Source organism: Hydrococcus rivularis NIES-593, from assembly GCF_001904635.1.
GTDB lineage: Bacteria > Cyanobacteriota > Cyanobacteriia > Cyanobacteriales > Microcystaceae > Hydrococcus > Hydrococcus rivularis.
Genome location: NZ_MRCB01000016.1, coordinates 86,249 through 107,445, shown reverse-complemented (window position 1 = coordinate 107,445; position 21,197 = coordinate 86,249). Strand labels below are relative to the sequence as shown.

General features: G+C 44.8%; 19 protein-coding genes. 11 read left to right on the top strand and 8 right to left on the bottom strand.

The features are described 5' to 3' along the window. The first annotated feature begins 403 nt into the window (after positions 1-403). Both NIES593_RS14200 and NIES593_RS14195 read left to right on the top strand, forming a co-directional pair. The gene (locus tag NIES593_RS14200; RefSeq protein WP_073600206.1) at positions 404-2,725 is read left to right on the top strand and encodes a putative PEP-binding protein; all 2,322 of its coding nucleotides are present in this window, start codon (positions 404-406) and stop codon (positions 2,723-2,725) included. Positions 2,726-2,824: 99 nt separating this feature from the next. After that, positions 2,825-3,028: a hypothetical protein gene (locus tag NIES593_RS14195; protein WP_073600205.1), complete on the top strand. Its 204-nt coding sequence runs from the start codon at positions 2,825-2,827 to the stop codon at positions 3,026-3,028. 258 nt (positions 3,029-3,286) lie between these two features. Here the strand turns inward: NIES593_RS14195 and tsaD are convergent, their stop codons facing one another. Further along, positions 3,287-4,327 (bottom strand): tRNA (adenosine(37)-N6)-threonylcarbamoyltransferase complex transferase subunit TsaD, encoded by a 1,041-nt coding sequence (gene tsaD, locus NIES593_RS14190; RefSeq protein WP_073600204.1) that lies wholly within the window; start codon positions 4,325-4,327, stop codon positions 3,287-3,289. A gap of 150 nt (positions 4,328-4,477) precedes the next feature. Between tsaD and NIES593_RS14185 the strand changes: the two genes are divergently transcribed. From NIES593_RS14185 to NIES593_RS14175, 3 genes are all read left to right on the top strand, one after another. Beyond that, positions 4,478-4,978, top strand: coding sequence for a photosystem I reaction centre subunit III (locus NIES593_RS14185; RefSeq protein WP_015142241.1), 501 nt, complete (start codon positions 4,478-4,480; stop codon positions 4,976-4,978). A gap of 58 nt (positions 4,979-5,036) precedes the next feature. Next, the gene (locus NIES593_RS14180; protein WP_015142240.1) at positions 5,037-5,156 is read left to right on the top strand and encodes a photosystem I reaction centre subunit IX / PsaJ; all 120 of its coding nucleotides are present in this window, start codon (positions 5,037-5,039) and stop codon (positions 5,154-5,156) included. A gap of 230 nt (positions 5,157-5,386) precedes the next feature. Further along, on the top strand, positions 5,387-5,947 hold the full coding sequence (locus NIES593_RS14175; RefSeq protein ID WP_073600203.1) for a DUF2854 domain-containing protein: 561 nt from the start codon (positions 5,387-5,389) through the stop codon (positions 5,945-5,947). Positions 5,948-6,596: 649 nt separating this feature from the next. Here the strand turns inward: NIES593_RS14175 and NIES593_RS14170 are convergent. Continuing rightward, entirely contained in the window at positions 6,597-8,366 is a 1,770-nt protein-coding gene (locus NIES593_RS14170; protein WP_073600202.1) for an N-acetylmuramoyl-L-alanine amidase, read from the bottom strand. Between the two features lie 324 nt (positions 8,367-8,690). On the opposite strand from NIES593_RS14170, the gene NIES593_RS14165 reads away from it, so the two are divergent. Beyond that, positions 8,691-9,446, top strand: a complete 756-nt coding sequence (locus tag NIES593_RS14165; protein WP_073600201.1) for an ABC transporter ATP-binding protein — start codon at positions 8,691-8,693, stop codon at positions 9,444-9,446. A gap of 31 nt (positions 9,447-9,477) precedes the next feature. On the opposite strand, the gene tsaB is transcribed toward NIES593_RS14165, so the two are convergent. From tsaB to NIES593_RS14145, 5 genes are all read right to left on the bottom strand, one after another. Next, positions 9,478-10,107, bottom strand: a complete 630-nt coding sequence (tsaB, locus tag NIES593_RS14160) for a tRNA (adenosine(37)-N6)-threonylcarbamoyltransferase complex dimerization subunit type 1 TsaB (RefSeq protein WP_073600200.1) — start codon at positions 10,105-10,107, stop codon at positions 9,478-9,480. Between the two features lie 394 nt (positions 10,108-10,501). Beyond that, entirely contained in the window at positions 10,502-10,666 is a 165-nt protein-coding gene (locus NIES593_RS24240) for a hypothetical protein (RefSeq protein ID WP_175561140.1), read from the bottom strand. Positions 10,667-10,792: 126 nt separating this feature from the next. Continuing rightward, positions 10,793-12,514, bottom strand: coding sequence for a hypothetical protein (locus NIES593_RS14155; protein ID WP_073600199.1), 1,722 nt, complete (start codon positions 12,512-12,514; stop codon positions 10,793-10,795). Between the two features lie 105 nt (positions 12,515-12,619). Beyond that, complete coding sequence (locus NIES593_RS14150) at positions 12,620-14,515, bottom strand: S9 family peptidase (protein ID WP_073600198.1); 1,896 nt, start codon at positions 14,513-14,515, stop codon at positions 12,620-12,622. An 82-nt stretch (positions 14,516-14,597) separates the two neighbouring features. Further along, positions 14,598-14,930 (bottom strand): hypothetical protein, encoded by a 333-nt coding sequence (locus NIES593_RS14145; protein ID WP_073600197.1) that lies wholly within the window; start codon positions 14,928-14,930, stop codon positions 14,598-14,600. A gap of 228 nt (positions 14,931-15,158) precedes the next feature. Here NIES593_RS14145 and NIES593_RS14140 point away from each other — a divergent pair, with 228 nt between their 5' ends. Next, the gene (locus tag NIES593_RS14140) at positions 15,159-15,362 is read left to right on the top strand and encodes a hypothetical protein (protein ID WP_073600196.1); all 204 of its coding nucleotides are present in this window, start codon (positions 15,159-15,161) and stop codon (positions 15,360-15,362) included. A gap of 144 nt (positions 15,363-15,506) precedes the next feature. Further along, the gene (locus tag NIES593_RS14135; protein WP_073600195.1) at positions 15,507-16,034 is read left to right on the top strand and encodes a Tic20 family protein; all 528 of its coding nucleotides are present in this window, start codon (positions 15,507-15,509) and stop codon (positions 16,032-16,034) included. A 15-nt stretch (positions 16,035-16,049) separates the two neighbouring features. Here NIES593_RS14135 and NIES593_RS14130 read toward each other — a convergent pair whose 3' ends face one another. Beyond that, the gene (locus NIES593_RS14130; RefSeq protein WP_073600194.1) at positions 16,050-16,823 is read right to left on the bottom strand and encodes a fumarylacetoacetate hydrolase family protein; all 774 of its coding nucleotides are present in this window, start codon (positions 16,821-16,823) and stop codon (positions 16,050-16,052) included. Positions 16,824-16,997: 174 nt separating this feature from the next. On the opposite strand from NIES593_RS14130, the gene rpsF reads away from it, so the two are divergent. The 3 genes from rpsF (at position 16,998) to NIES593_RS14115 (ending at position 21,106) form a co-directional block, all read left to right on the top strand. Beyond that, positions 16,998-17,342, top strand: coding sequence for a 30S ribosomal protein S6 (gene rpsF / locus NIES593_RS14125; RefSeq protein ID WP_073600193.1), 345 nt, complete (start codon positions 16,998-17,000; stop codon positions 17,340-17,342). 274 nt (positions 17,343-17,616) lie between these two features. Further along, positions 17,617-19,773: a hypothetical protein gene (locus NIES593_RS14120; RefSeq protein ID WP_073600192.1), complete on the top strand. Its 2,157-nt coding sequence runs from the start codon at positions 17,617-17,619 to the stop codon at positions 19,771-19,773. 13 nt (positions 19,774-19,786) lie between these two features. Further along, on the top strand, positions 19,787-21,106 hold the full coding sequence (locus NIES593_RS14115; protein WP_175561139.1) for a glycosyltransferase family protein: 1,320 nt from the start codon (positions 19,787-19,789) through the stop codon (positions 21,104-21,106). The last annotated feature ends 91 nt before the right edge of the window (positions 21,107-21,197 follow it).

Genomic DNA, 21,197 nt, shown 5'->3' with positions numbered 1-21,197 from the left:
TAGTGTCTAAGTCGATCTAACTTTATCCTATCTTGTCTAAGTTCTTAAGAGCGGATAATTTATCATGCGATCGCTCCTCTTAAATTTAGCATTGCCGCCTGGAATCAACGGTGGTATCGCTATATTAAAATTCAATTCGTGGCGATGTTAGAAACTGGAGGAGCTTTTGTTTTTCTAATCGTTGTGACTCTCTCGCTTTTACCTGCCCGCTTAACAGCGCTTTAGCGCGATCGCTCTCAACTATATTCTTGTTTAAAACTAATATTAAATTTTAACTTTTAACAAAAAAATTAAAATTTACTGCGAACCATTGACAACTGAGGTCACAATTTAAACCAGGATAATGTAGCGGGCGAGAAAACACAAGGCAACGTTTTGTTGCTAATAGATCTCTATTATTCAGGTGAAAGAACTATATTGGCTCGATCGTATTCAACCTTCCGATCGTTTATCGGTCGGAGAAAAAGCCTTTGTCTTAAGTCAGTTTAGGCAGCAAGGCTATCCGATTCCTACTGGTTTCGTCATTAGCACGGAATTTTGGAGAGAATTTATCGAAAATCTCGAAGGTAAAGCCTCTATTTTGACCGATCTCCCTTATTCTTCTTTACATTTAGATGTAGATGATCGTTCGACCTTGCAACGGGTAGCGCGACAAAGCCGTCAGGAAATCCTTGGAGCAACTTTACCTGCCGAGTGGCGATCGCTTTTCACGACTGCCGCCCAACAATTAAAGTCTTGCGCTTTAATTTTGCGTATCTCGTTATCGCTGCCGCACTCGCTCGAAGAACGATTTTCAGGATTGCTTCCCTCGCAGGTTTGTTGGTGCGAACCGGAGGCATTAGAATTAGCCATAAAACGGACTTGGGCGGAGTTATTTAGCGCAAAAAGTTTGTTTTACTGGCAGCGAAGAGGGATCGGCATCGAACAGATCGACTTAGCCATTTTAGTACAGCCGCTCGAAAACGCGATCGCTTCTGGCACGACAGCCATTGACTCGGATTGTCTTGAGATTCAGTCAACCTGGGGATTAGGCTACAGCATCCTTAGAGGAGAGGTGTTGCCCGACACTTATCAAATCCAACTCTCAACGGGACAGATAAAAACTCAGCAGTTGGGCTACAAAATCCGCGCCTATCGCTTAAAATCCATGCCAGAATCAACCGATCGCGACATTCCTCTCGAAACCTATGTGTTAGCACCAGAAGAACAAGAACGCTATTCTCTCGACGAGACTATTTTAGAGCAACTGATTCGGTTGGCTCGGCGTTTAGTAGCCGAACAGCAATTCTCCGGTTCCTTTGAGTGGACGCTCTCGTCAGTTTCCCAGTTGTCGATCGCGCAAATTCGCCCCAATCTCTCCAAACAAGCGCCTGCAGCTAGTTTGATTCCTACACGATCTGTTATGGAAAATTCCCAACTCCTGCTCACTGGATTATCGGCTTCTCCAGGAAAAGCAATTGCTGTTGCCCACACGATCGCAGATGACGCACATCTAGCTGCCGTACCAGTCGGAAGCATTTTGGTTGCGCGACAAATTAATCCCCATTGGCTGCCATGGATCAAACAAGCAGCGGGTATTATCGCCGAACGGGGAGGCATAACCAGCCATACCGCTATTATCGCCAGAGAATTGGGAATTCCTGCCATTGTCAACGCTACTGGCGCAATGCAACGAGTTCGCACCGGAGAATTGTTACTACTCGATGGCGACAAAGGAGAAGTTTATCGTCTCAAAGAGGAATCGCCAACCGTCACAGAAACATGTCCTGAAACGCCCATACAGAAATCAGAAGTACAGGAATTGATTGCTGATTATCCAATTGGCACTCAGTTGATGGTCAATTTGAGCCAGCCGAGTGCTATTGCCAAGGCGGCTGCATTACCTGTCGATGGCGTGGGATTGTTGCGATCGGAATGGATGATATCAGAGTTGCTGTCTCAAAAGCCTCTAGAAGAATGGCTAGAGCCATCTCAACAATCGCACCTAGTCGAATGGTTGACGCAAGCGATCGCTGAATTTGCCAGGGGATTTGCACCGCGACCCGTATTTTATCGCTCTATCGATAGCAAAGCGCCCGAATTTAGTTTTCTTTTAGGTAAAAAATCGAGCGAGCAACGAGGAACTTGTGGCTATCAGTTAAATCCGACGCTTTTCGAGCTAGAATTGCAGGCTTTGAAGCAAGTTAGTGATTCTGGCTACACGAATGTGAACCTCATTTTGCCATTCGTTCGGGGTGTTGAGGAGTTTAGCTTCTGTCGCAGTCGCGTCGAACGAGCCGGATTATTGGATCGCCAGATGTTTCAACTGTGGATTATGGCAGAAGTCCCTTCCGTTATTTTTCTGCTGCCACAATTGATTCGAGCTGGCGTTGGGGGCATTTCTATTGGCACTAACGATCTCACTCAATTCTTGTTGGCAGTCGATCGCGAAGGAGCGATGTCTTCAGATAGATTGAATGCTCGTCATCCAGCCATGCTAGCCGCGATCGAACAGTTAATCCGCCTTGCGAGGGATGCAGAAATCCCATGCTCGATTTGCGGGCAAGCTCCCGTACAGTATCCCGAACTCGTCGATCGCTTGATACAGTGGGGAATTACCTCGATTTCTGTAGAACCGGAGGCAGTTGAAAGAACCTGTCGGGCGATCGCTCGCGCCGAACGGCGTTTGCTCCTAAAAGCGTCGAGAAAAATGCTGTCGGGCGATCGCTCTGACTTGCCTGTTTGATTTAGGAGGGGATCGCGAAAAACCCATCGCGATCCTCACAAGTTCCTCAAATTTCAATCTTATTCTGATTGAAGAGAGTTATAGAGAGGTTGAGGTTGTATGAGTAACTGTCCTTGTTGCGGGAATTCATTACTTCGCCATGTCCGTCATGGTAACGTATACTGGTTCTGCCAAAGCTGTTGGGCTGAAATGCCTAATTTCGATCTGATGCGAATGATTAATCCCCATCGCAAATTACAGCAGCATTTACCTCCTCTAGAAAGAGAAAATCAAGGGAAATTAGCAGAAGTAACCTGTGTTTAGAAAACAAGATTAGTAATGATTTTTGAAGATTAACAAAAAAAGATTGTCGCGTTTTTTGGCTTTAATAAAAGCGTTTAAATCAACAAAAAAAATTAATTTTTTTGTCGATCGCCTAAAAACTTCAATTGTAAACAGTCAGTAAAAAATAGGTTGCTAGAAAACTAAAATTATCCCTCTAGCTTCGCCCTTCTTCCTAGTAAGGGCGACTGAAGGGAGTTGTATTGCGATCGCGTTAATAAAATTTTTTACAATACTTTATTAATGATATAGCTGCTTAGTTGCCGTTATCGGCAACCTCGATTGAACGCCTAGAGTTAGCGAAGAAGTTTGTCCTCGGTTGAGACGATCTGCTGCCGCGCAAGCAATCATCGCCGCATTATCCGTACATAGCGTGAGTGGAGGATAGTAGACTTTGAGATTGTGTTCTTGGGTGGCAGCTTGTAAATGTGCTCTCAAGGCACTGTTAGCTGCCACGCCACCCGCCGCAACAATTGTGGAAATCCCATAATCGATCGCGCAGGTAATGGTTCTTTTCACGAGCGATCGCGCTACAGTCTCTTGAAAACTAGCTGCGAGGTCGTTTATCGGCAACGGTTGGTTTTCTGCCTTGAGCTTCTGTACTAATCGCAAAACTGCCGTTTTTAGCCCGCTAAAACTGGAATCGTAGGGATGATAGCCTCCCTCTGGCAAGGAGACTTTCCCTTCTGGCAGGGGAAACGCTTCTCGATTGCCCATTTTAGCAGCGCGATCGATGGCAGGTCCTCCCGGATACCCTAAGCCCAACAAGCGCGCAACTTTATCAAATGCTTCTCCAGCCGCATCATCGCGAGTCGATCCCAGCATCTCGTAAACGCCACAGTCTTTAACGTAAATCAAACTCGTGTGACCGCCAGAAACCAAAAGGCACAAAAATGGCGGCTGCAATTCGGGATCGCTTAAATAGGTTGCATAGATATGACCTTCAAGATGATGCACGCCGATGAAGGGTTTGTGATACAAAATTGCCAAAGTTTTAGCTGCGGTAACTCCAACCATCAATGCGCCTACTAATCCAGGCGCTACCGTAGCGGCAACGCCGTCGATCTCGTCCCAGCCCAGTTTTGCGGAGGCAAACGCTTGGGCGATGCAGGGATTAATCGTTTGTAAATGTTGGCGAGATGCCATCTCCGGTACGACTCCCCCATAGGTTCCGTGGAGGTCGATTTGGGAGGCAATAATACTGCTCAAAATGTGACGATTTTTTACAATTGCAACGGCAGTTTCATCACAACTTGTTTCGATTGCTAGAATCGTGCTCATTCTCTGATAGTTTGATACAAAAGACTACTTCTTGTAACTTAAACTTTACTCGGCAAACTTGTCAGAGTATTATTACATCTGCATGCAGCCGATTTTCTACATCTTTCGTACAAAAAACTCAGTCTTTTGTTACAAAAGGAAACAACTCTTATGAAGCATTTGTTGGCTTTAATTCTCATTGTTACCTTGTGGTTTAATTTTGCTCCTCCTGCCTCTGCCGATGGTAGCGTTGCTGGGTTAACGCCTTGTAGCGAAACCCCTGCCTTCAAGCAAAAATCCAAGAACTTCCTCAACACGACTGCCGATCCCAAATCTGGGCAAAAGCGTGCTGAACGCTATGCTCAAGCCCTTTGCGGACCAGAAGGCTATCCTCACTTAATTGTAGATGGCCGCTGGGATCATATGGGTGACTTTTTTATTCCTAGCATTCTTTTCCTATATATTGCCGGACAGATAGGTTGGGCAGGTCGCGCTTACTTGATCGCCATCAGAGACGAGAAGGACGCAGAAATGAAAGAAATCATCATTGACGTTCCTCTAGCACTCAAACAGATGATAGCTGCCTTTGCATGGCCTCTATTGGCTGTTAAAGAATTCCTTGCTGGTACCTTAACCGCAAAGGATTCGGAAATTCCTGTTTCTCCCCGTTAACTCATCGTTTGAGCCGTCATAATTTTTCGATCGCAATATCTTGTTTGGAGAATAGTTTATGGCAAAATTTCTTTCTTTGGCTCCGGTAATTCTCTTTGTATGGCTAGCCGAGACAGCCGTTTGGTTGATTGTGTTTAACAACATTTACCCCGATCTGCTTTTCCACCCTCTAGGTTAGGTTAAGAAAGTCACCCTTCCAGTGTGAATTCAACTCGTGGTTGCTGTTGCGATCGCGAGTTTTTTCTCTAGGAAATCCCCAGTTATTGCAAAGCCTTTTTAGCTCCCGATCGCGCTAGCTGGGAAATTTACAACCAGAATACCTAACTGGTCATTTAGAATAACTAATTAATAGCTTCAAGAGCTAGGTTGTCAATTATCCGAGATTATCACTCGCATTATTTCATCCCCATGTTTCGCAAATTCTCTTTAGCATCGTTGTTACTCACTCTAGGCGGGATCTTAACCTCTGTTGGACTCATTGCCTACGTCACCGGAAAGGCAGCCTTAAACATCGGTGGATGGTTTTATGGAATTCCCCTAATCCTCGGCGGTCTGGCACTCAAAATCACCGAACTCAAGCCAGTTCCTTACAGTCAACCCACGCCGCCAGAAATTGTCGCCTTGCGAGAAAAGCAAGGAACGCCAACTCAAAATCAGGTTCGTCAAGATGTGACCCGCTATCGCTTCGGTCAGGATGCACATCTAGATGAATCTTTAAAACGGTTGGGATTGAGTCCTAGCAATGAAGAAAGACCCGTTTTGACAGGAGTGCGAGAAACGGCAATTAACGATTCCTACACGCTTATTTTGGAATTTGAATCTCCTTTTATTTCTCTAGAAAAGTGGCAGGAAAAGCAAGAAAAGATCGAAAAATTTTTTGGACCGGGAATCCGTGCCGAATTGATGCAACCGCAAGAACATCGAGTCGATGTGGCTTTAATCGCGATTTCTGAAGCTAAAGTTAGCTGATTGGCTGATTGACTGACCAATCTTTGTCCCCTCATCCCTAAATCTCTTCTCCCATAAGGGGCGAAGGGACTTCAGTCCAAAGTCTTAAGTGAAAAGCCCCTCTCCCGTTCTGGGAGAGGGGTTGGGGTGAGGGCGATTTGAGTTTTGTCACTCAACCAGCACTACTTCATACCCTTTTGGCAATCTCAAAACTGATTTGATTAATCTTTTTTGCTTTTCTATCTTCCTATTGCCTTTTTATTTTGTAACATCTAAAAGAGCAGAATTGCTCTTTTTTTCAATTAAACTGGCTACAAATAAATTTTGCTCTTGCCATCAGATTCTATCGATCGCTACCTAACATTTTCTCTTTTTTTATGTTTGAGAATGGGGAACCAAATATATTTTGGGGTTAGTTATGATAATCCCAAAAGTCTTTGAAGATGACGACAACTCTCATATTTGATTGGTATCGGTAAGAATGCTGCTAGTTTTTTCTATTTGAATTGTTTTGTTTAGGGGTCTCTGTTACCGATAACTGTTCATCGTCCTTTACGGTTGTTTGCCACCCCGTGAGGTTTTAGGAAAGGGTTTTGGGTAAATTAGGAAATTGGTATTAACTTAATACGCCCGTCTGCGAAACAGCTTCTCTCGTCAGGCAGACAAACGATTATCGAACCGTATCAAACCATTCAACAATTCCATCTGCTAGCGTTTGCACTAATTTCTCTTGTTCTTGTGGATTGCTAATCCAGTCAAATTCATCGGGATTGATCATAAATCCGAGTTCTAATAAAACTGAAGGTGCCGTGTAAGGACGAGTTAGAGCGAGGTTATTCCAAAACACGCCATAGGAGGGACGGTTGAGTTTTTTGACTAGATAATTATGGAGAAAAACTGATAAATTGTGTGCCTGGGGATGATACCAAAATATTCCCACTCCTTTGGTATTTATCGCATCGCCCCAATCTGGCAAGGCATTATAGTGAACTGAAAGTGCAATGGTTGGTTTGACTGTATCGATTGCATCGACTCTGGCTTGCAAAGAGAGTTCTTTATCTTCTTCTCTTGTCATGTAAACCTTCGCACCGCGATCGATTAATTGCTGCTCTAATCGTTTTGAAACTACTAAAGCAATTTCTTTTTCTGTATAGCCATTTGGTCCTGTTGTCCCTGTTTCTGTGCCGCCATGTCCGGGGTCTAGAAGAATTTTAACTCCTTGTAAAGAGGTCGGATTTTGTTTCTGGTTTTGTGGGGGATGTCGCAGAGAAAGAATGAGACTCGTTCCTTGATATCTCAAGTCATACCCCCATTGTTGCTCCGATTTTAAATTAAAAATATATTGAATTTGTCCCGGTGCGATTTGTTGCCAGTCTAAACGCTTAATTATCGGGTCGTCATTGAATTTAATCGTATCGGTTTGTGCGGTTGTATTGTAAAGCGTTAAAATCAGGTTTTTTTCTCCCTGTTGTACGCTAATGGGAACGGGAACTTGTAGAGGAAAAATAATTTCTGTTGCTCCTTCAACCTGTCGGGAATTAATGCCTCGAATAATAGATTTTGGCGGAATATTATTGGGGAGCGATCGCGTTTCTTCTCGCTTAATCCAACCGCCATAATCTAAACGCAACCATTCTCCCTCTATCCCTGTAACAGAAGCCATCGTTCCTTTGGGTAAAGGCGTTAAACGAGAATGATCGGTACTCGGACCCGTTCTAGCCACTCCCGATGGGGCAGTTATTTCTACTACTTCCAATTTGCTCGGAGAAAGAATTTCTACACCTCCCGCACCCGGTTGAGTAATTGTTTTTCCATCTAGGCTGAGTTGAAAGATAGGATTTCCTAATTTACCGACTTTGGAAAAGGTAGAACATCCTTGATAGTTGCCTGCTTCCGATGTAGCGGGTTCATTGCTTGAAGTTAAAACAGCAGAATTAGGCGGTAATCGAACGGTTTGTGCTTGGGCTAATAAAGGAATGGTTTGGTTATCTAATCGCACAGAAACAGTCGCGTTCGGGGGCGCGATCGCGCCAAAACAAATGAGTTCGTCGGGCAGTCTGGCAATATCTACTGCCGGGCTAAGAGAATCTTTAGCAAATGCAATGCCAACTGGCATTTTTGGTTCGCTGGCAATTCGAGTGACTTTGACCTGAATTTCCCGATCGCGATCGCGCAAAGTAAAGAGATTTTCTCCCATCTTGAGGGGAAAACTGGGCGCGAAATGTCCGCTTTTATTGCGAGCGATAGGTCGATCGTTGACTAACACTTCTCTATCGGGAGAAGCAGTTCCTATCAGGAAAATCTTGTCTGAAGTCGTTTGATGATTGTTGGGAGGGTAGGCTAAATATAGCGTAGGTTCCGATTTAGCCACGGAGATTCCCATATTACTTACTATTATCATTATAATTACAAATGCGATCGCTCCCCAAAATCTTTTCATGTTTGATAGCAATAATTAGGTTTAATTAAAACAAGGTATCATAAAATTAAAGGTATCATAAAATTAAATTCATCATTCATAATTTGTAATTCACAATGTTCTGATTAATTTTCTAATAATATTAAAAGCAAACTATCGATACTTGGTTGATTTTGATTCTGCCAGTATTATTGAATTCCCTTTTCTTTTTGTCCGGTTAATTAACTGCGGTAGAAAACGAGCTTGCCTTTTTTCTCTAAAAATGTTACCGAGCGAACCTCAAAAATAATTTAAAAAGAGGGAAACCTATAATAGTAGATAGATCGCAAGCTCGACCGTTTCAATATGACCTTTGAGAGCCTACCTCAGAAATCTTCTCGCGATTACCATCCCGTCATTATTCGTTTGGAAGAAGTATCTAAAGTTTATGGCAGTGGAGAAACAGCCGTCCATGCCCTCTCTAACGTGAACTTGATTATCGACCAAGGCGAATACTGCTCGATTATGGGAGCATCGGGATCGGGAAAGTCTACTTTAATGAATATTATTGGCTGTCTCGATCGCCCCACCTCTGGACGCTACTATCTCGATAACTTAGATGTCTCAAAACTGCCGGACACCGAATTAGCTAAAATTCGCAACCGAAAAATTGGTTTTGTTTTCCAACAATTTCATCTGCTGCCTCAGATGACAGCATTGGAGAATGTCATGTTACCGATGGTATATGCAGCCGTGCCGCAACAAGAAAGGCGCGATCGCGCGATAGTTGCCTTAACGCGAGTCGGGTTAGAAAATCGAATCAACAACAAACCCAATCAACTTTCCGGAGGACAACAACAACGGGTTGCGATCGCTCGTGCTATTGTCAATAATCCTCTTCTCTTGCTAGCAGACGAACCCACGGGCGCACTCGATTCCCAGACGACTCGCGAAGTCCTAGCGATTTTCGACGAACTTCATAACAGCGGCATTACCATTGTCATAGTCACTCACGAACAAGAAGTCGCGCGTCATTCTCAGCGCATTATTTGGTTTCGCGACGGACAAGTCGTATACCCCTATCTCACTCCAGAAGAAATGCTTCAGGTGGTAGTAAGTTAACGGTTAGTAAAGCTTAGACTGGTAATGAGAATCATACTCCATAAAATGGCAAAGCTTCCGACCAATGAGGGCGCTTTTGCGCTTGCCAATTTTGATAAGCTAGTTCGAGTAAACTATCGGCAGTCGCTCCTAGCGCGGTTGGTGCGACAATTAATTGGTAAGAAGTTTCTGACTTTTCTAGGGTTTGTTGCCATGTTTCTGGTGTCATTACCGTATCGGGTAAATAGGCAATCAAACCCGAAGAGCGATCGCAAACTTGATAAATTCCAACATATAATTGACCTCGCGTTGCATTCATTTGCAGGGCAATTGTTTGATTGGAAGAAGAGCGATCGCATTTTGCCCAAGCAAGCGCTGCTAGGGTAGAAATAGCAAATAAAGGAATCTCTAACTGTTGTGCTAAAGTTCGAGCAGTTACAACACCGATACGAGTACTGGTGAAGCTTCCAGGTCCTTTTGCTACGGCAATAAATTCTAGATCTTTCCAAGTTTGAGGCTTCAGAAATTCAATAAGATATTGATGTAAATAAGTAGATAATTCTCGATCTAAATTCCAGGTTTGAGTGCGACTGTCGCCAGCAAAATTACTCAGGCTAAGTCCTAATTGAGGACTGCTAGTATGAAGAGCGAGGGCATATTTGTTGAGGTGAGAATTTTGCATTGTGTTAATGAATTTTAGCCTGAAAAAGTTTAGCAAGCGCTGCCGATCGCGGAAGAATCATCTGATATTTCTTAAGCCGTTGGCAATCTTGCTCGGTTCGATGGAAAATGCGATCGCAATCCATCGCAATCCATATTGTCTTTCATGTCAGCAATTTTAACTTTTAAAGCAATGGGATTAGACATGACGCGACTGAGATCTGCTTCATAATCTTCTCCAGAACGTTTCGTAAGCGCGTCAATCGTTATAACTAATTGTCATGTTGAGCGTAGCGATAGCGAAGCGAAACATCTTCTACCAATTCGCAATTGGCAATTGGCAACGATCGATTCGCAATTAGTCAGCAGTTCTGTGTGAAGCCTCTCGCATTTTTAGATCGAAGCGCCCTTACTTTTCAATCCAAAATCCGCCGTTCTTCTTGAAGCGGTTCAAGGAGCGTGCGGCGGCTTCGCAAAAATGGTATTATACCAATTTTCAGGTTTTCGCGATCGACATCTTTTTCCCTTTTCCCAGTTTGGGAGAGGGGTTGGGGGTGAGGGCGATCGACCATCTCTGTCATTAATGAATGAAAAATGATATAAGTCCTCATTTTATCAGAAAGGTCTTAGGACTACGATCATTATCCAACAAGCTTTCTGGTCTCGTTGTCACCTTATTAGCAATTGATGATTAGTTAAAAAAAATCTTAAATTGCCTGATTTTTAGACATTCTTTTAGAAGTCGATCCTGAGATACATTTTGCCGATAAAACTACTCGATATTTTGTCTCAAATACAGAGCAATCTTTGATAAAGTTTGCCAGAATTGGAAGATTTCCTCGTTCTAATCTTTGTTGGGCTTGTTTTGCATAGGGTTGAAATTGTTGCAGCCAGGAATTATCGGCTAAATATTCAGGAGTAAAAGCATTTTTATCCAGCAAAAAGAAATCGATATGATGGTTTTTGATGAACCGTTTTACTTCTTCTAAACTAGAACTATACTGAGTTTGGATTAAAGCGATCGCTCTTTGACGAAATTTTCTATAGTAACCCCAATGATAGGGGATCGAATATTCTCTACCGATGAAAATCGATCGCTGAGTAAAAGATGGTAAATTACTATTAGTATCTTCGGCAAGAGAAGCGATGAGGATATCTTTAGGTTGTTGCTTAAAAAACTCATATAGCTTTGGTTCGTTTCCTTCGACATAAAGCGTGATTGGAAATCGTTTCATTGTGTTGGGATAAAAAAGAATTGCTCCAACAATTAAACCAATAAAACTAAGGGCGATGACTTGTCGTCTTCTCGAAAAAGATATCGTTTTTTTGGCTACCCAATTCAATAAAGCATCTAAAATTAAGGATAAAGTAATTCCTGTTGATAATGCAATAATAATCCGAAAGCTATAAGCAGTGTAACGGTTGGGAAGATGCAATCTAAATATAAAAGCATGAGCAATAAAAAACATACCCAACGATCCAAAAAGGAGTTGAGGAAGAAGAATAATATTAGGTTGAATTCGCTTCACCAAGGGAAACCGCGAGGGAAATTTGAGCAGTAATGGTAAAAACACCCCACTTACAAGAGTTAGGGGAATAAATGGATACATGGGAAACATCCCACTGCGTTTGCCATAGATGAAATATTCGTCGAGTCTTTGAGAAAAGAACTCAGTTCGTCCTCCGGGTAAAAATTCTGGCAATTGTTTAGCTTGAGCGACAGTAATAATTGGATCGAAAACAGAATGACTGAGAGCATAGGGAAGCATGACAAGAAATGCCACCCCTAACCCCAAAAAGCAGAAGCGATAATCTTGAGGATTTTGAGATAAATAAAAACCTTTTTCTTTCTTTTTAAATAATCGAATAATTAGAAGACCGCCAGCCAGAAAAATGCAGTGAGGATAAATTAGTCCTATTAGAGCGATCGCGATTAAAACAGGAACTAAATAACGACGGGATAAATAATATAAAAAAGCTAGAATTAATACATAAGAAAATGCTCTAGGAGTTGCAGAAACCAAATCATCTTTCATCCAGAGATTTTGATTGAGAACTAAGGAAGAGATAAATGCTGTCCCTGGCAATGGCAATATTTCTAGAGAAAAAGCAAAACAGTAAAAAGTAGTAATTAATCCAATAAATAGAGGCAATATTTTATTAAAAAATAGAGGATTAATGCCGATCGCTGCTGCTAATTGGTAAATCGTTTTGTATGCTAAGGGAGCAACCGATTGAAAATAATCAGCAATAAAATCGTTAGGGAATAACGCTGGATCGATAAATCGCATCATCCAAAAAACATGCTGCCGCGCATCATCTTGAACGATATATTCGCTACTAAAAGCTTGTTGCAATCCCAAACAACTATAGAATATAGAAAAAGCTAAGCTCAAACTCAGCCAAACTATCTTGGGTATTTTTATCATTGCCAATCAGCAATATCAAGCAAAATAGAATCATCAAATTATACCTGTTAAGGGTGCAAATTACTTTGCACCCCTACTCTACAAAATTTGCGCGATCGCTATGAATTATTTGACAATTCCTGAGTGACCTTTAATGTCTCCCACGGGTTCAAATTGTCCTCCTAAATATTGTGCCAGGAACTCTTCAGCGATCGCGTAAAAATGCAAGCGGTTTTCCGGGCGAGCAAATCCATGTCCTTCATCGGTATAAAGAACATATTTAACGGGTTTACCGGCTTGACGCATCGCTTCAACGATTTGTTCGCTTTCTGCTTGCTTGACACGGGGATCGTTCGCACCCTGTGCGATTAGCAATGGCTTTTGAATTTTATCCACAAAAAAGAGGGGCGATCGCGATTTGAGAAACTCCTCTTGGGTCTCCAAATTCCCTACCCGATGTTCAAACATCGCCGTCATCGGTTTCCAGTAGGGGGGAAAGCTTTGTAACAACGTGATAATATTACTCGGTCCGACAATATCCACCCCGCAGGCGAATACCTCTGGCGTAAAGGTCAATCCCACCAAAGTTGCATAGCCCCCATAAGAACCGCCCATAATTGCAATCCGATCGCGATCGGCAATTCCCTGTTCGACTAACCAATTGACCCCATCGATCAAATCGTCGTGCATTGCTGCCGCCCACTGACGATTCCCTGCATTGAGAAAAGCTTTCCCATAGCCAGTAGACCCTCGAAAATTCACCTGTAGGACCGCATAACCGCGATTAGCCAGCCATTGTACCTGTGGGTCGTATCCCCAGGTATCCCTTGCCCAAGGACCGCCATGGACGAGAAGAACCGCAGGATAGGGAGCTTTTCCCGCGATCGGCAAGGTTAAGTATCCATAAATGGTTAATCCATCTCGTGCCTGATAAGAAATGGGTTGCATCGACGACAGGGGTAACTCTTCTAATTCTGGTCGATTGCTAAAGAGTAAGGTACTCGATTTCGAGGCTCGATTGTAGAGATAGTAATAAACCGGACCATCGTCGGTGAGGTAAGCGACAATCCAATTTTCATCGGCCAAATCCCGGCTAGTCATCGAGAATTCTCCAGGGCGCACTTTAGCTAATGCCTCAAAATCTGCGGCAATACTTTCATCGAGAATTTGCCAATGCACCTTATCTTTGTAAAAGGAAACTGCTTGGATGTGACGCTTGGTCGGATGAGTTACGATCCCGCCGATATCGTACTGTTCGTCCTCAGCAATAACCGTCTCTTGTCTGGTAGCTAAATCCAAAGCGATTAACCGCTGGGTATTGGCATCGTGAGAGCCTAAAATATATAAGGTTTTGTTATCGCTAGAAAAACTAATTGCTCCCCCCGTATCGTCGGGCCCCCAGTGACGGAGAATTTCCCAAGGGCGATCGCGCGTTTCGCGATACAGTAGATCGGAACCCCCATCGGGCGTAGCCGCGGCAGCAGCGAGAATTTGAAACTGTGCATTCGCCGTCCAGCCGACGATATTGCCTGGATTGTCAGTGTCGAATTCGACTGCACCATTTTTTAGGTTAATGCGATAAACATCAAATTTCTCTGGGTTATTAAGATTGAGTCCGACGAGAATTTCATCGGGAAAGTCGGGATCGAGATCGATTACTTGTGCTTTCACGCCTTGAAATGGCGTTAAATCTCGAACGATATTGGTCTGAATATTGACCGAGTAAAGGTGGAAATTTTCATCTCCATCCGAATCTTGTAGATAGATGAGCTGTTCGGGATTATACGTCCAGAAATAAGCCCGAATCCCCCGTTTTTTATCGTCGGTTAGCTTGCGATCGTCCTCCTGCCCCAGAGTCCGCAACCAAACTTGCAAGACATTTTTGTCGTCGGGGGCAATATAGGCTAAATACTTACCATCGCTTGATATACGTGGACTGCTGCGTTGGGGGTTGCCAAACAGGATTTCGCGAGGAATCAAAGGCGGAAGTTTGGGATCGGATTGAGTAACCTTCTCAGTCATGATGCGTTGCCGATCGGCTTCAAAAAAAGAGCGGATATCGTCTTTTATGATAACCGTCTCTCTAAATTAACGTTTTTTCTATCTACGCAGCCAGTACCAATTGCTTGTGCGAGAAAAAGTCAATCCATTGCGAACTTCGGACTTCTTCGTCTGTACCGTTTCCTTGGTCTTGGGCTGGCACTAACATACAGTCTGTCGATCGCACTACCATCTCGCCGTGTTCTAGGGCTTCTTTCAACTGACGACCCGTCTTCCAAGCGCGAAACTTGGTCACGTTCCAGCGCGGATTGGGTGGATAGCCAGCAAATCCAGAACGAAGCGCAGCGTGGTTCTCCCGAGCAATGGCAGTACGAAGCATAATGCTTTCTGTTAGGTCAACCACTTCGGGGTTATGAGGCTTTACCTTCTTTAACACGGACTTCACCCCCTTTTTGCCACTCTATTGTCTAAAAAACTATTCGCATTACTCCCATCATATTACAGATTATTACGAACTGCTAGTTTTTTGAATTCAGGGGCACATGTATTAAACAATACTGCTATTTTTTAAAGTTCTGATTAAGCTGTATGACAATCTTGCCTCTAGTGCCTGGAGCGAGGATTACAATAAATTCAGCAGCATTGGGGATCGAGGAATGGTGTCATGCTAGTGATTCTAACTGACGAACAAATCATTTCTACACAACAAGTTTGTTCGGGTTGTTTGCTTGCCAATAGCCACGGATTGCCTCGCTGGCATCACGGAAAACTTGGCTGCGGTCATTCTCTGGCTAAAGCCGATCGCCACAGCTCCGAACTCTATGAATGTCAGATGGGCTTCGTGCTAGCTAATATCGATGGCAATTGAGTTATTTAAAATCTTGAAAATTGGGGAACTGCAAAATCGCCGCTCGCCCAACAGCATCGGCGCATTGCCTATAATGATAAACAAACTGACTAAAAAGCTATTAAGCTTCTAGGTTTTTCTAAAGTTTTCATAGGAGACCAGGTAATGGTTTGGCGCGGTTCGCCCAAAGCTAAAGATAAATTATTCGCCTGCTTAACTTATCTAGTGCCTCTGATAGAAGTGATTCCTTTTGGGATTTATTTGTTCGCTTTCTTTCCGCCACTACTGTGGCTGTTGATTCCCTTGTCGCCCCTGCTGCAATTTTATTATCTGGGAGTCGGCGGATTTCCTATCGTTGCATTGGCAATTTTTATTTGGTTATATGCAGGGATCGCTCAAAATCCCAAATTGATTCACTTTCTTCGCTACAATGCAATGCAAGCATTATTGCTATCAGTTTTTGCCGCGCTATGCCGTTTGGTTCTATCCCTTTTTGGCATTTCACAACAAGCATTCTCTGGAGTGATAGCTGGCGATTCGGCTTGGTCGGGTTCTCTTTTGGGCAATACGATTAGCATTCTGATTTTTTTGTTTGTGGCAGGTTCTTCTTTTTATTCAATTTTTCAGTGTATTCGGGGTTTGTATCCAGAAGTTCCAATAATTTCCGAACAAGCCTATGCCATGGTGCGATAGCTTTTGGAGGAGCGCCTACCTAGCAGCCACAAAATTTTCTAGGGAACCGATCCCCTCAATTTCTACGCGAACGCGATCGCCGACTTGCATCGGACCAATTCCGGCTGGCGTTCCGGTTAACACCACATCCCCTGGCAGTAAAGTCATGATTTGGGAGATATAGGACACTAAAAACTCAGGCGAGAATACCATATCGCTAATCAACGCGGATTGTTGCGGTTCGGGAGCATCGTTCAAAAAGGTTTGTAACTGCGCCCCCGCACTCAACTCGCGAACGATCCAAGGTCCGAGGGGACAAAAGCTATCAAATCCCTTGGCTCTCGTCCATTGAACGTCTTTGCTCTGCAAGTCGCGCGCCGTAACATCGTTGGCAATGGTATAGCCCCAGATTTTACTCAGCGCTTGTTCTAGGGTACAGTCTTTGGCGCGATCGCCGATGACTATCGCTAATTCTCCCTCATAGTCAACTCGTTGAGATTGCTTGGGATAAAAGATCGGTTGACCGTTAGCCGTGACGGTTGTGGGCGGTTTGAGGAACAAGAGGGGTTCTTCTGGGACGGCAGTTCCCATTTCTGCCGCGTGATTGCGATAATTTTTCCCCACGGCGACGATTTTGGAAGGAGCGCAAGGCGCAAGCAGTTCGTAACTATCTGGTTCTAAAGTCAGATCGCTAGACTGTCCTCCCAACCACGGGGGCGCGTCGAGAACCTCGACACTGCGATTGAGATTGAGCCATCCATAGTAGGTTTGCCCTTGAGGAGTTTTGACTCGAACGTAGCGTTGCGCCATAGCTGTGAAAATTGGGTTAGGTAATCGATAAATTTGGGTGACTGGCGATTAGCAGCAAAGAAATGATACGATCGAAATCCCTTGCTTCTTTACCTAAAGCTAGATATCAAACAGTCTCTGGTTTTGTCTAGCTATTGACAAAGAAGCCATCATGTCCATAAGGAGATTAATTGGATGAGTCACAATTACGAATTAGTTTATATCCTGCGTCCAGACTTAACAGAAGAGCAGGTGCAGCAAGTAGTTAATAAATATCGAGATTTATTAATCGAGCAAAAAGCAGAAGACGTTCAGATTAAAATTTGGGGAAAAAGACGACTTGCCTATCCGATCGCAAAACATCAAGATGGTACTTACGTCCAAGTAAACTACACAGGAGATGGAACCCAAGTGGCTGCTATAGAGAGAGCCATGCGCCTGAGCGACGAAGTAATTCGCTATTTGACCATCAAACTGGAACAGAAAAAGTCTGCTGCTAAAGCTTCCGAGTCGGTACAAGCAGATAAAGCCGAAGTATAGATAAGCCAGATAAGCGATTCGGGGAAGGGGGCAAAGAAGTATGCCTCTTTTCCTTTTCCCTTGTCCCTAAAAAAAATCGTCATTGGTCGTTGGTTAGCAGTTAGTGGTTAGTAGTTAATTATCTCCCCGCCTTCCCCATCTATCTACGGGGGATCGTTTTTTTGTGGTTTCATGTTCTAAGATAGCTGCTAATTTGGATTGTTCCTATCGATAAAGAGCGGAACAGTTCGCAACGCGGCGACATCTAACAACTAAAGTAGAGCTTTGCTCGATAATGCCAACTAAAACGCTTATTCTTTCCAATCTAGCGATCGCAGTGGTCGGTGGGATTGGCAGTGAGGCAGTTGCCAGTCCCAAACCAACTCCCGTAGCGCCTTTGACTTTCTCTAACCAAACGGGCGATCGCAACGATAGACTGCTCGCCATTCCCCAATGGTTAGATAGGGAAGGAAACATCTTTGAGAAAGCTCCTCGCTGGTTGGAGAAGAGAAAAACGGATGCTTGGGCAACTTCTCAATGGTCGGATTTTTCTAGCTCTCCGAGTCCATCCTTTCCCACTACGCCAGATCCATCGGTTGTTTTTACCATCTCCACCTTCCCTGAGGCTTTTCCCGTTCTAGCTGGTTCCAGTGGCGATGTCATCGCACAGAATTATCTCCCGTCTCTCCCACAAAGTGCCGAATCTAGTGAAAACGACTCCCCTAGGACAAGCGAAACTGAGAGTCCTCTAACTCGGATCTCGCCGATGCAACCGACAGCAGAGCATTTAGGTCAAGGAGAGTTCGTCTTCAATTTTCGCAATCGCGTCTACTTTCTTCCTGAGTATGTAGAGAACGGGTTGCTAGAGGCAGATACTGGAGCCTATCCCAATCTTGGTTTTAGTTGGGGCATTACCGACAACACAGAACTGACCTTTGAATACCAAAGGGTAGATAGCGCTTCTCCAGCTCGCCAGGGCGATTTTATTGCCATCCTAGATGCAGACGAAGAATTGTCGCTGGATCTCAAGCAACAATTTTGGGAAAATTCATCTGGTACGCTAGCTCTGAGCGGCGTTCTTTCCCTTTCTTGGGGCAATAGAGACTTTATTTTTTCCTCCCGACAAGATGGCAGACTCGTCGAGAGGAGAGATAGCGAAGATTTGGTCGTCGGTCTTCAGTTTCCCTTTACCGCTACGATTGACGATCGCCTGCGCTTTACCATTTCCCCAACCCTGGCTTTTTTCCCAGAAGAAAACGCCATGTTCTACAGTCGTCTTCCAATCGACGACCCAGGTTCTTTTGGCACGACCTTTGGTTTCACGGGAGCAGTTTCCTATCGCTTCGGTTCTCGGATAATTCTTTGGGGAGATGCCTTCATTCCCGTTGCTGGCAACAACAGCATTAGTCGAGAGTCTGGCAAACCAGACCAAGCCATGGCTTATAATGTCGGCTTGCGCTATCTGGTCAATCCTCGTATCGGTCTCGATGTTTTTGCATCCAATGCCCAAGGTAGCGTCGGTCCTCTCTCCCTGACTGCAGACCGAGACTTGATGGCTTTGGGCGCGGCGATCGTCTTTATGCCCGACTTCATTGGTGCTAACCGCCGCTATGCCGACAGCTTTGGACAATCTAATCCGGAAGCCGATACGCGCATTACTACCGATGGATTCGGGTTTTTCGATGGGGGAACTTTGCCGAGCGGAAAATTTCTGTTCAACTTACAAGGAGGCAGTCAGGGCATTCTCACGTCGTTGCGCTATGGTTTGCTCAAAGATTTGGAAGTGGGCGTGTATCTCGATTACGTCTTTGGCGAGGTAGATGAGTCGGAACAGGGATTTAGCGGAAAAGTTCGGCTGCTCAATCAAGCAGATGGCGCTCCCTTTACGGCGAGTTTAGCCGGAACCTATGGCTTGACCAATCAGCCGTTCGCCAATTTCCGCGCCAACGATCGCAATGAATTTGACAATCTCGGTTTATCAAAAGAGGTTCCCCTAATTTTCCAAGGAGACAGCGACGCAAAAAGTCAACTCTATCTCATCACCCTCTCACTCCCTTTGCATTACGAGTTTGACGGCGGCGCTGCCGTTTGGTTGACTCCGGTTTGGGGTTATGCCCAGCGACTGGGCACCGAAATTGCGGGTTTTAGTCTAGGAGGTTCGATCCCGCTTGCCAGCGATTTGAGTTTGATCGGTGAAATCGGCGCTAATTTTGTCAATCCTGGCAATGCCTTCCTGGACGACGAACGAAAAAATGTTATTCCCTGGTCTGTTGGCATCAGGTGGGATCCGTCAGCTTTGCTGGGACTTAAGCCAAATGAGAATGGCAATAGCCCCAAACTAGAGGTATATTTAACGAACCGCGTTGGCTCTTCTACCTGGCATCAACTGAGGGGGCGCGACCAAGATGAGCTAGGGGTAGGAGTCGGTTTATCCATTCCTTTTTCGTTTTAGGCGATCGCAATCGATGACTATTTCGCCAGTCGATATCCTCATTCTCTCCAACGGACCGGGAGAAATCGCCACCTGGGTGCGTCCCGTCGTCAGGGTGCTACGAGAGCAATTGGGCGACGAGCGATCGCAACTTAGAATATCGGTGGTGCTATCTCCCTGTTCCAATGCCACCGGAAAAGAAGCCGCGCTCGTCCGCAGCTATCCCGAAGTCGATCGCGTCCAGCCGCCAGAGCATTTTTTTCCTTTTCTACTGTGGGGGAAAACCCACGAAAATTGGGATTGGCGAAAATCTGGAGCCGTCATCTTCCTCGGCGGCGACCAAGCTTTTGCCGCCATTATTGGCAAGCGTCTGGGCTATCGCACCGTCGTCTATGCCGAATGGGAAGTGCGTTGGTATCGCTGGATCGATTGCTTCTGCGTCAGACAGCCTTCAATGCTTTCCCAAGTTCCGCCCCAATATCGTCATAAATTGACAGTAGTCGGCGATTTAATGGCAGACGTAGTAGAAGGCGTAGAAGGCAGAAGGCAGAAGTCAGAAGTTAATATTTTCCCAGTCCCCCCCTCCCCTTGTCTCCCCCTCCCCTTGTCCCCCCCTCCCCTTACTATCGGTCTTCTTCCCGGTTCTAAAGCAGCCAAACTCTCTCAGGGAGTGCCGTTGTGTCTGGCGATCGCGCAACAGATCTACGCCCAACGCCCGCAAACCCGATTCATTCTTCCCGTTGCTCCCACGCTGGATTTACCGACGCTCGCCACCTATGCCGATCCCAGCAGCAACCCCATCCTCAACAAACTAGGGGGCGTTAGCGCCCAATTGCTAATGCCTTCTCCCGACTTGTCTGAAAACCCAGTTCTTAAAACCTCTGCCGGGGTGCAAATCGAGCTGATCGCTCAGTTCCCCGCTCATGAATTTCTCTGTCAGTGCTGCCTAGTTCTAACCACCGTGGGAGCTAATACCGCCGAATTGGGCGCGTTAGGTATTCCCATGTTCGTTCTGCTGCCGACGCAACAGCTAGACGCGATGCGCAGTTGGGATGGAATTCCTGGGATCCTGGCGAATTTGCCCCTATTGGGATCTGCGTTCGCCAAGGCGATTAACTGGCTCGTTTTGAAACAGGGTCGCCTCTTTGCTTGGCCTAATAAATGGGCAGGAGAAGAGATCGTACCCGAATTAGTGGGCGAATTGCAAGCGGCAGAGGTAGCTCGACTGGTGTTGGATTATTTAGACAATCCAGAGAGGTTGGAGCAAATGCGCGATCGCTTGCTGATGGTTCGCGGTCAGTTGGGAGCCTCACGTCGGATCTCTACGCTCGTCGCTAGAATATTAAACTGCTAGTAATAAGCTGCTAAATAGAACATATGAAAATAAATTTGTTTGCATAAAACTTTAATTTTTAAGTTTGGTTTGATATGATGCAAAGCAAAAA

Excerpts from the sequence above, each read along its gene's own strand:
- NIES593_RS14195 (WP_073600205.1), top strand. The coding sequence starts at position 2,825 with ATGAGTAACTGTCCTTGTTGCGGGAATTCATTACTTCGCCATGTCCGT.
- tsaD (WP_073600204.1), bottom strand. The coding sequence starts at position 4,327 with ATGAGCACGATTCTAGCAATCGAAACAAGTTGTGATGAAACTGCCGTT.
- NIES593_RS14185 (WP_015142241.1), top strand. The coding sequence starts at position 4,478 with ATGAAGCATTTGTTGGCTTTAATTCTCATTGTTACCTTGTGGTTTAAT.
- NIES593_RS14180 (WP_015142240.1), top strand. The coding sequence starts at position 5,037 with ATGGCAAAATTTCTTTCTTTGGCTCCGGTAATTCTCTTTGTATGGCTA.
- NIES593_RS14175 (WP_073600203.1), top strand. The coding sequence starts at position 5,387 with ATGTTTCGCAAATTCTCTTTAGCATCGTTGTTACTCACTCTAGGCGGG.
- NIES593_RS14170 (WP_073600202.1), bottom strand. The coding sequence starts at position 8,366 with ATGAAAAGATTTTGGGGAGCGATCGCATTTGTAATTATAATGATAATA.
- NIES593_RS14165 (WP_073600201.1), top strand. The coding sequence starts at position 8,691 with ATGACCTTTGAGAGCCTACCTCAGAAATCTTCTCGCGATTACCATCCC.
- tsaB (WP_073600200.1), bottom strand. The coding sequence starts at position 10,107 with ATGCAAAATTCTCACCTCAACAAATATGCCCTCGCTCTTCATACTAGC.
- NIES593_RS24240 (WP_175561140.1), bottom strand. The coding sequence starts at position 10,666 with ATGACAGAGATGGTCGATCGCCCTCACCCCCAACCCCTCTCCCAAACT.
- NIES593_RS14155 (WP_073600199.1), bottom strand. The coding sequence starts at position 12,514 with ATGATAAAAATACCCAAGATAGTTTGGCTGAGTTTGAGCTTAGCTTTT.
- NIES593_RS14150 (WP_073600198.1), bottom strand. The coding sequence starts at position 14,515 with ATGACTGAGAAGGTTACTCAATCCGATCCCAAACTTCCGCCTTTGATT.
- NIES593_RS14140 (WP_073600196.1), top strand. The coding sequence starts at position 15,159 with ATGCTAGTGATTCTAACTGACGAACAAATCATTTCTACACAACAAGTT.
- NIES593_RS14135 (WP_073600195.1), top strand. The coding sequence starts at position 15,507 with ATGGTTTGGCGCGGTTCGCCCAAAGCTAAAGATAAATTATTCGCCTGC.
- NIES593_RS14130 (WP_073600194.1), bottom strand. The coding sequence starts at position 16,823 with ATGGCGCAACGCTACGTTCGAGTCAAAACTCCTCAAGGGCAAACCTAC.
- rpsF (WP_073600193.1), top strand. The coding sequence starts at position 16,998 with ATGAGTCACAATTACGAATTAGTTTATATCCTGCGTCCAGACTTAACA.
- NIES593_RS14120 (WP_073600192.1), top strand. The coding sequence starts at position 17,617 with ATGCCAACTAAAACGCTTATTCTTTCCAATCTAGCGATCGCAGTGGTC.
- NIES593_RS14115 (WP_175561139.1), top strand. The coding sequence starts at position 19,787 with ATGACTATTTCGCCAGTCGATATCCTCATTCTCTCCAACGGACCGGGA.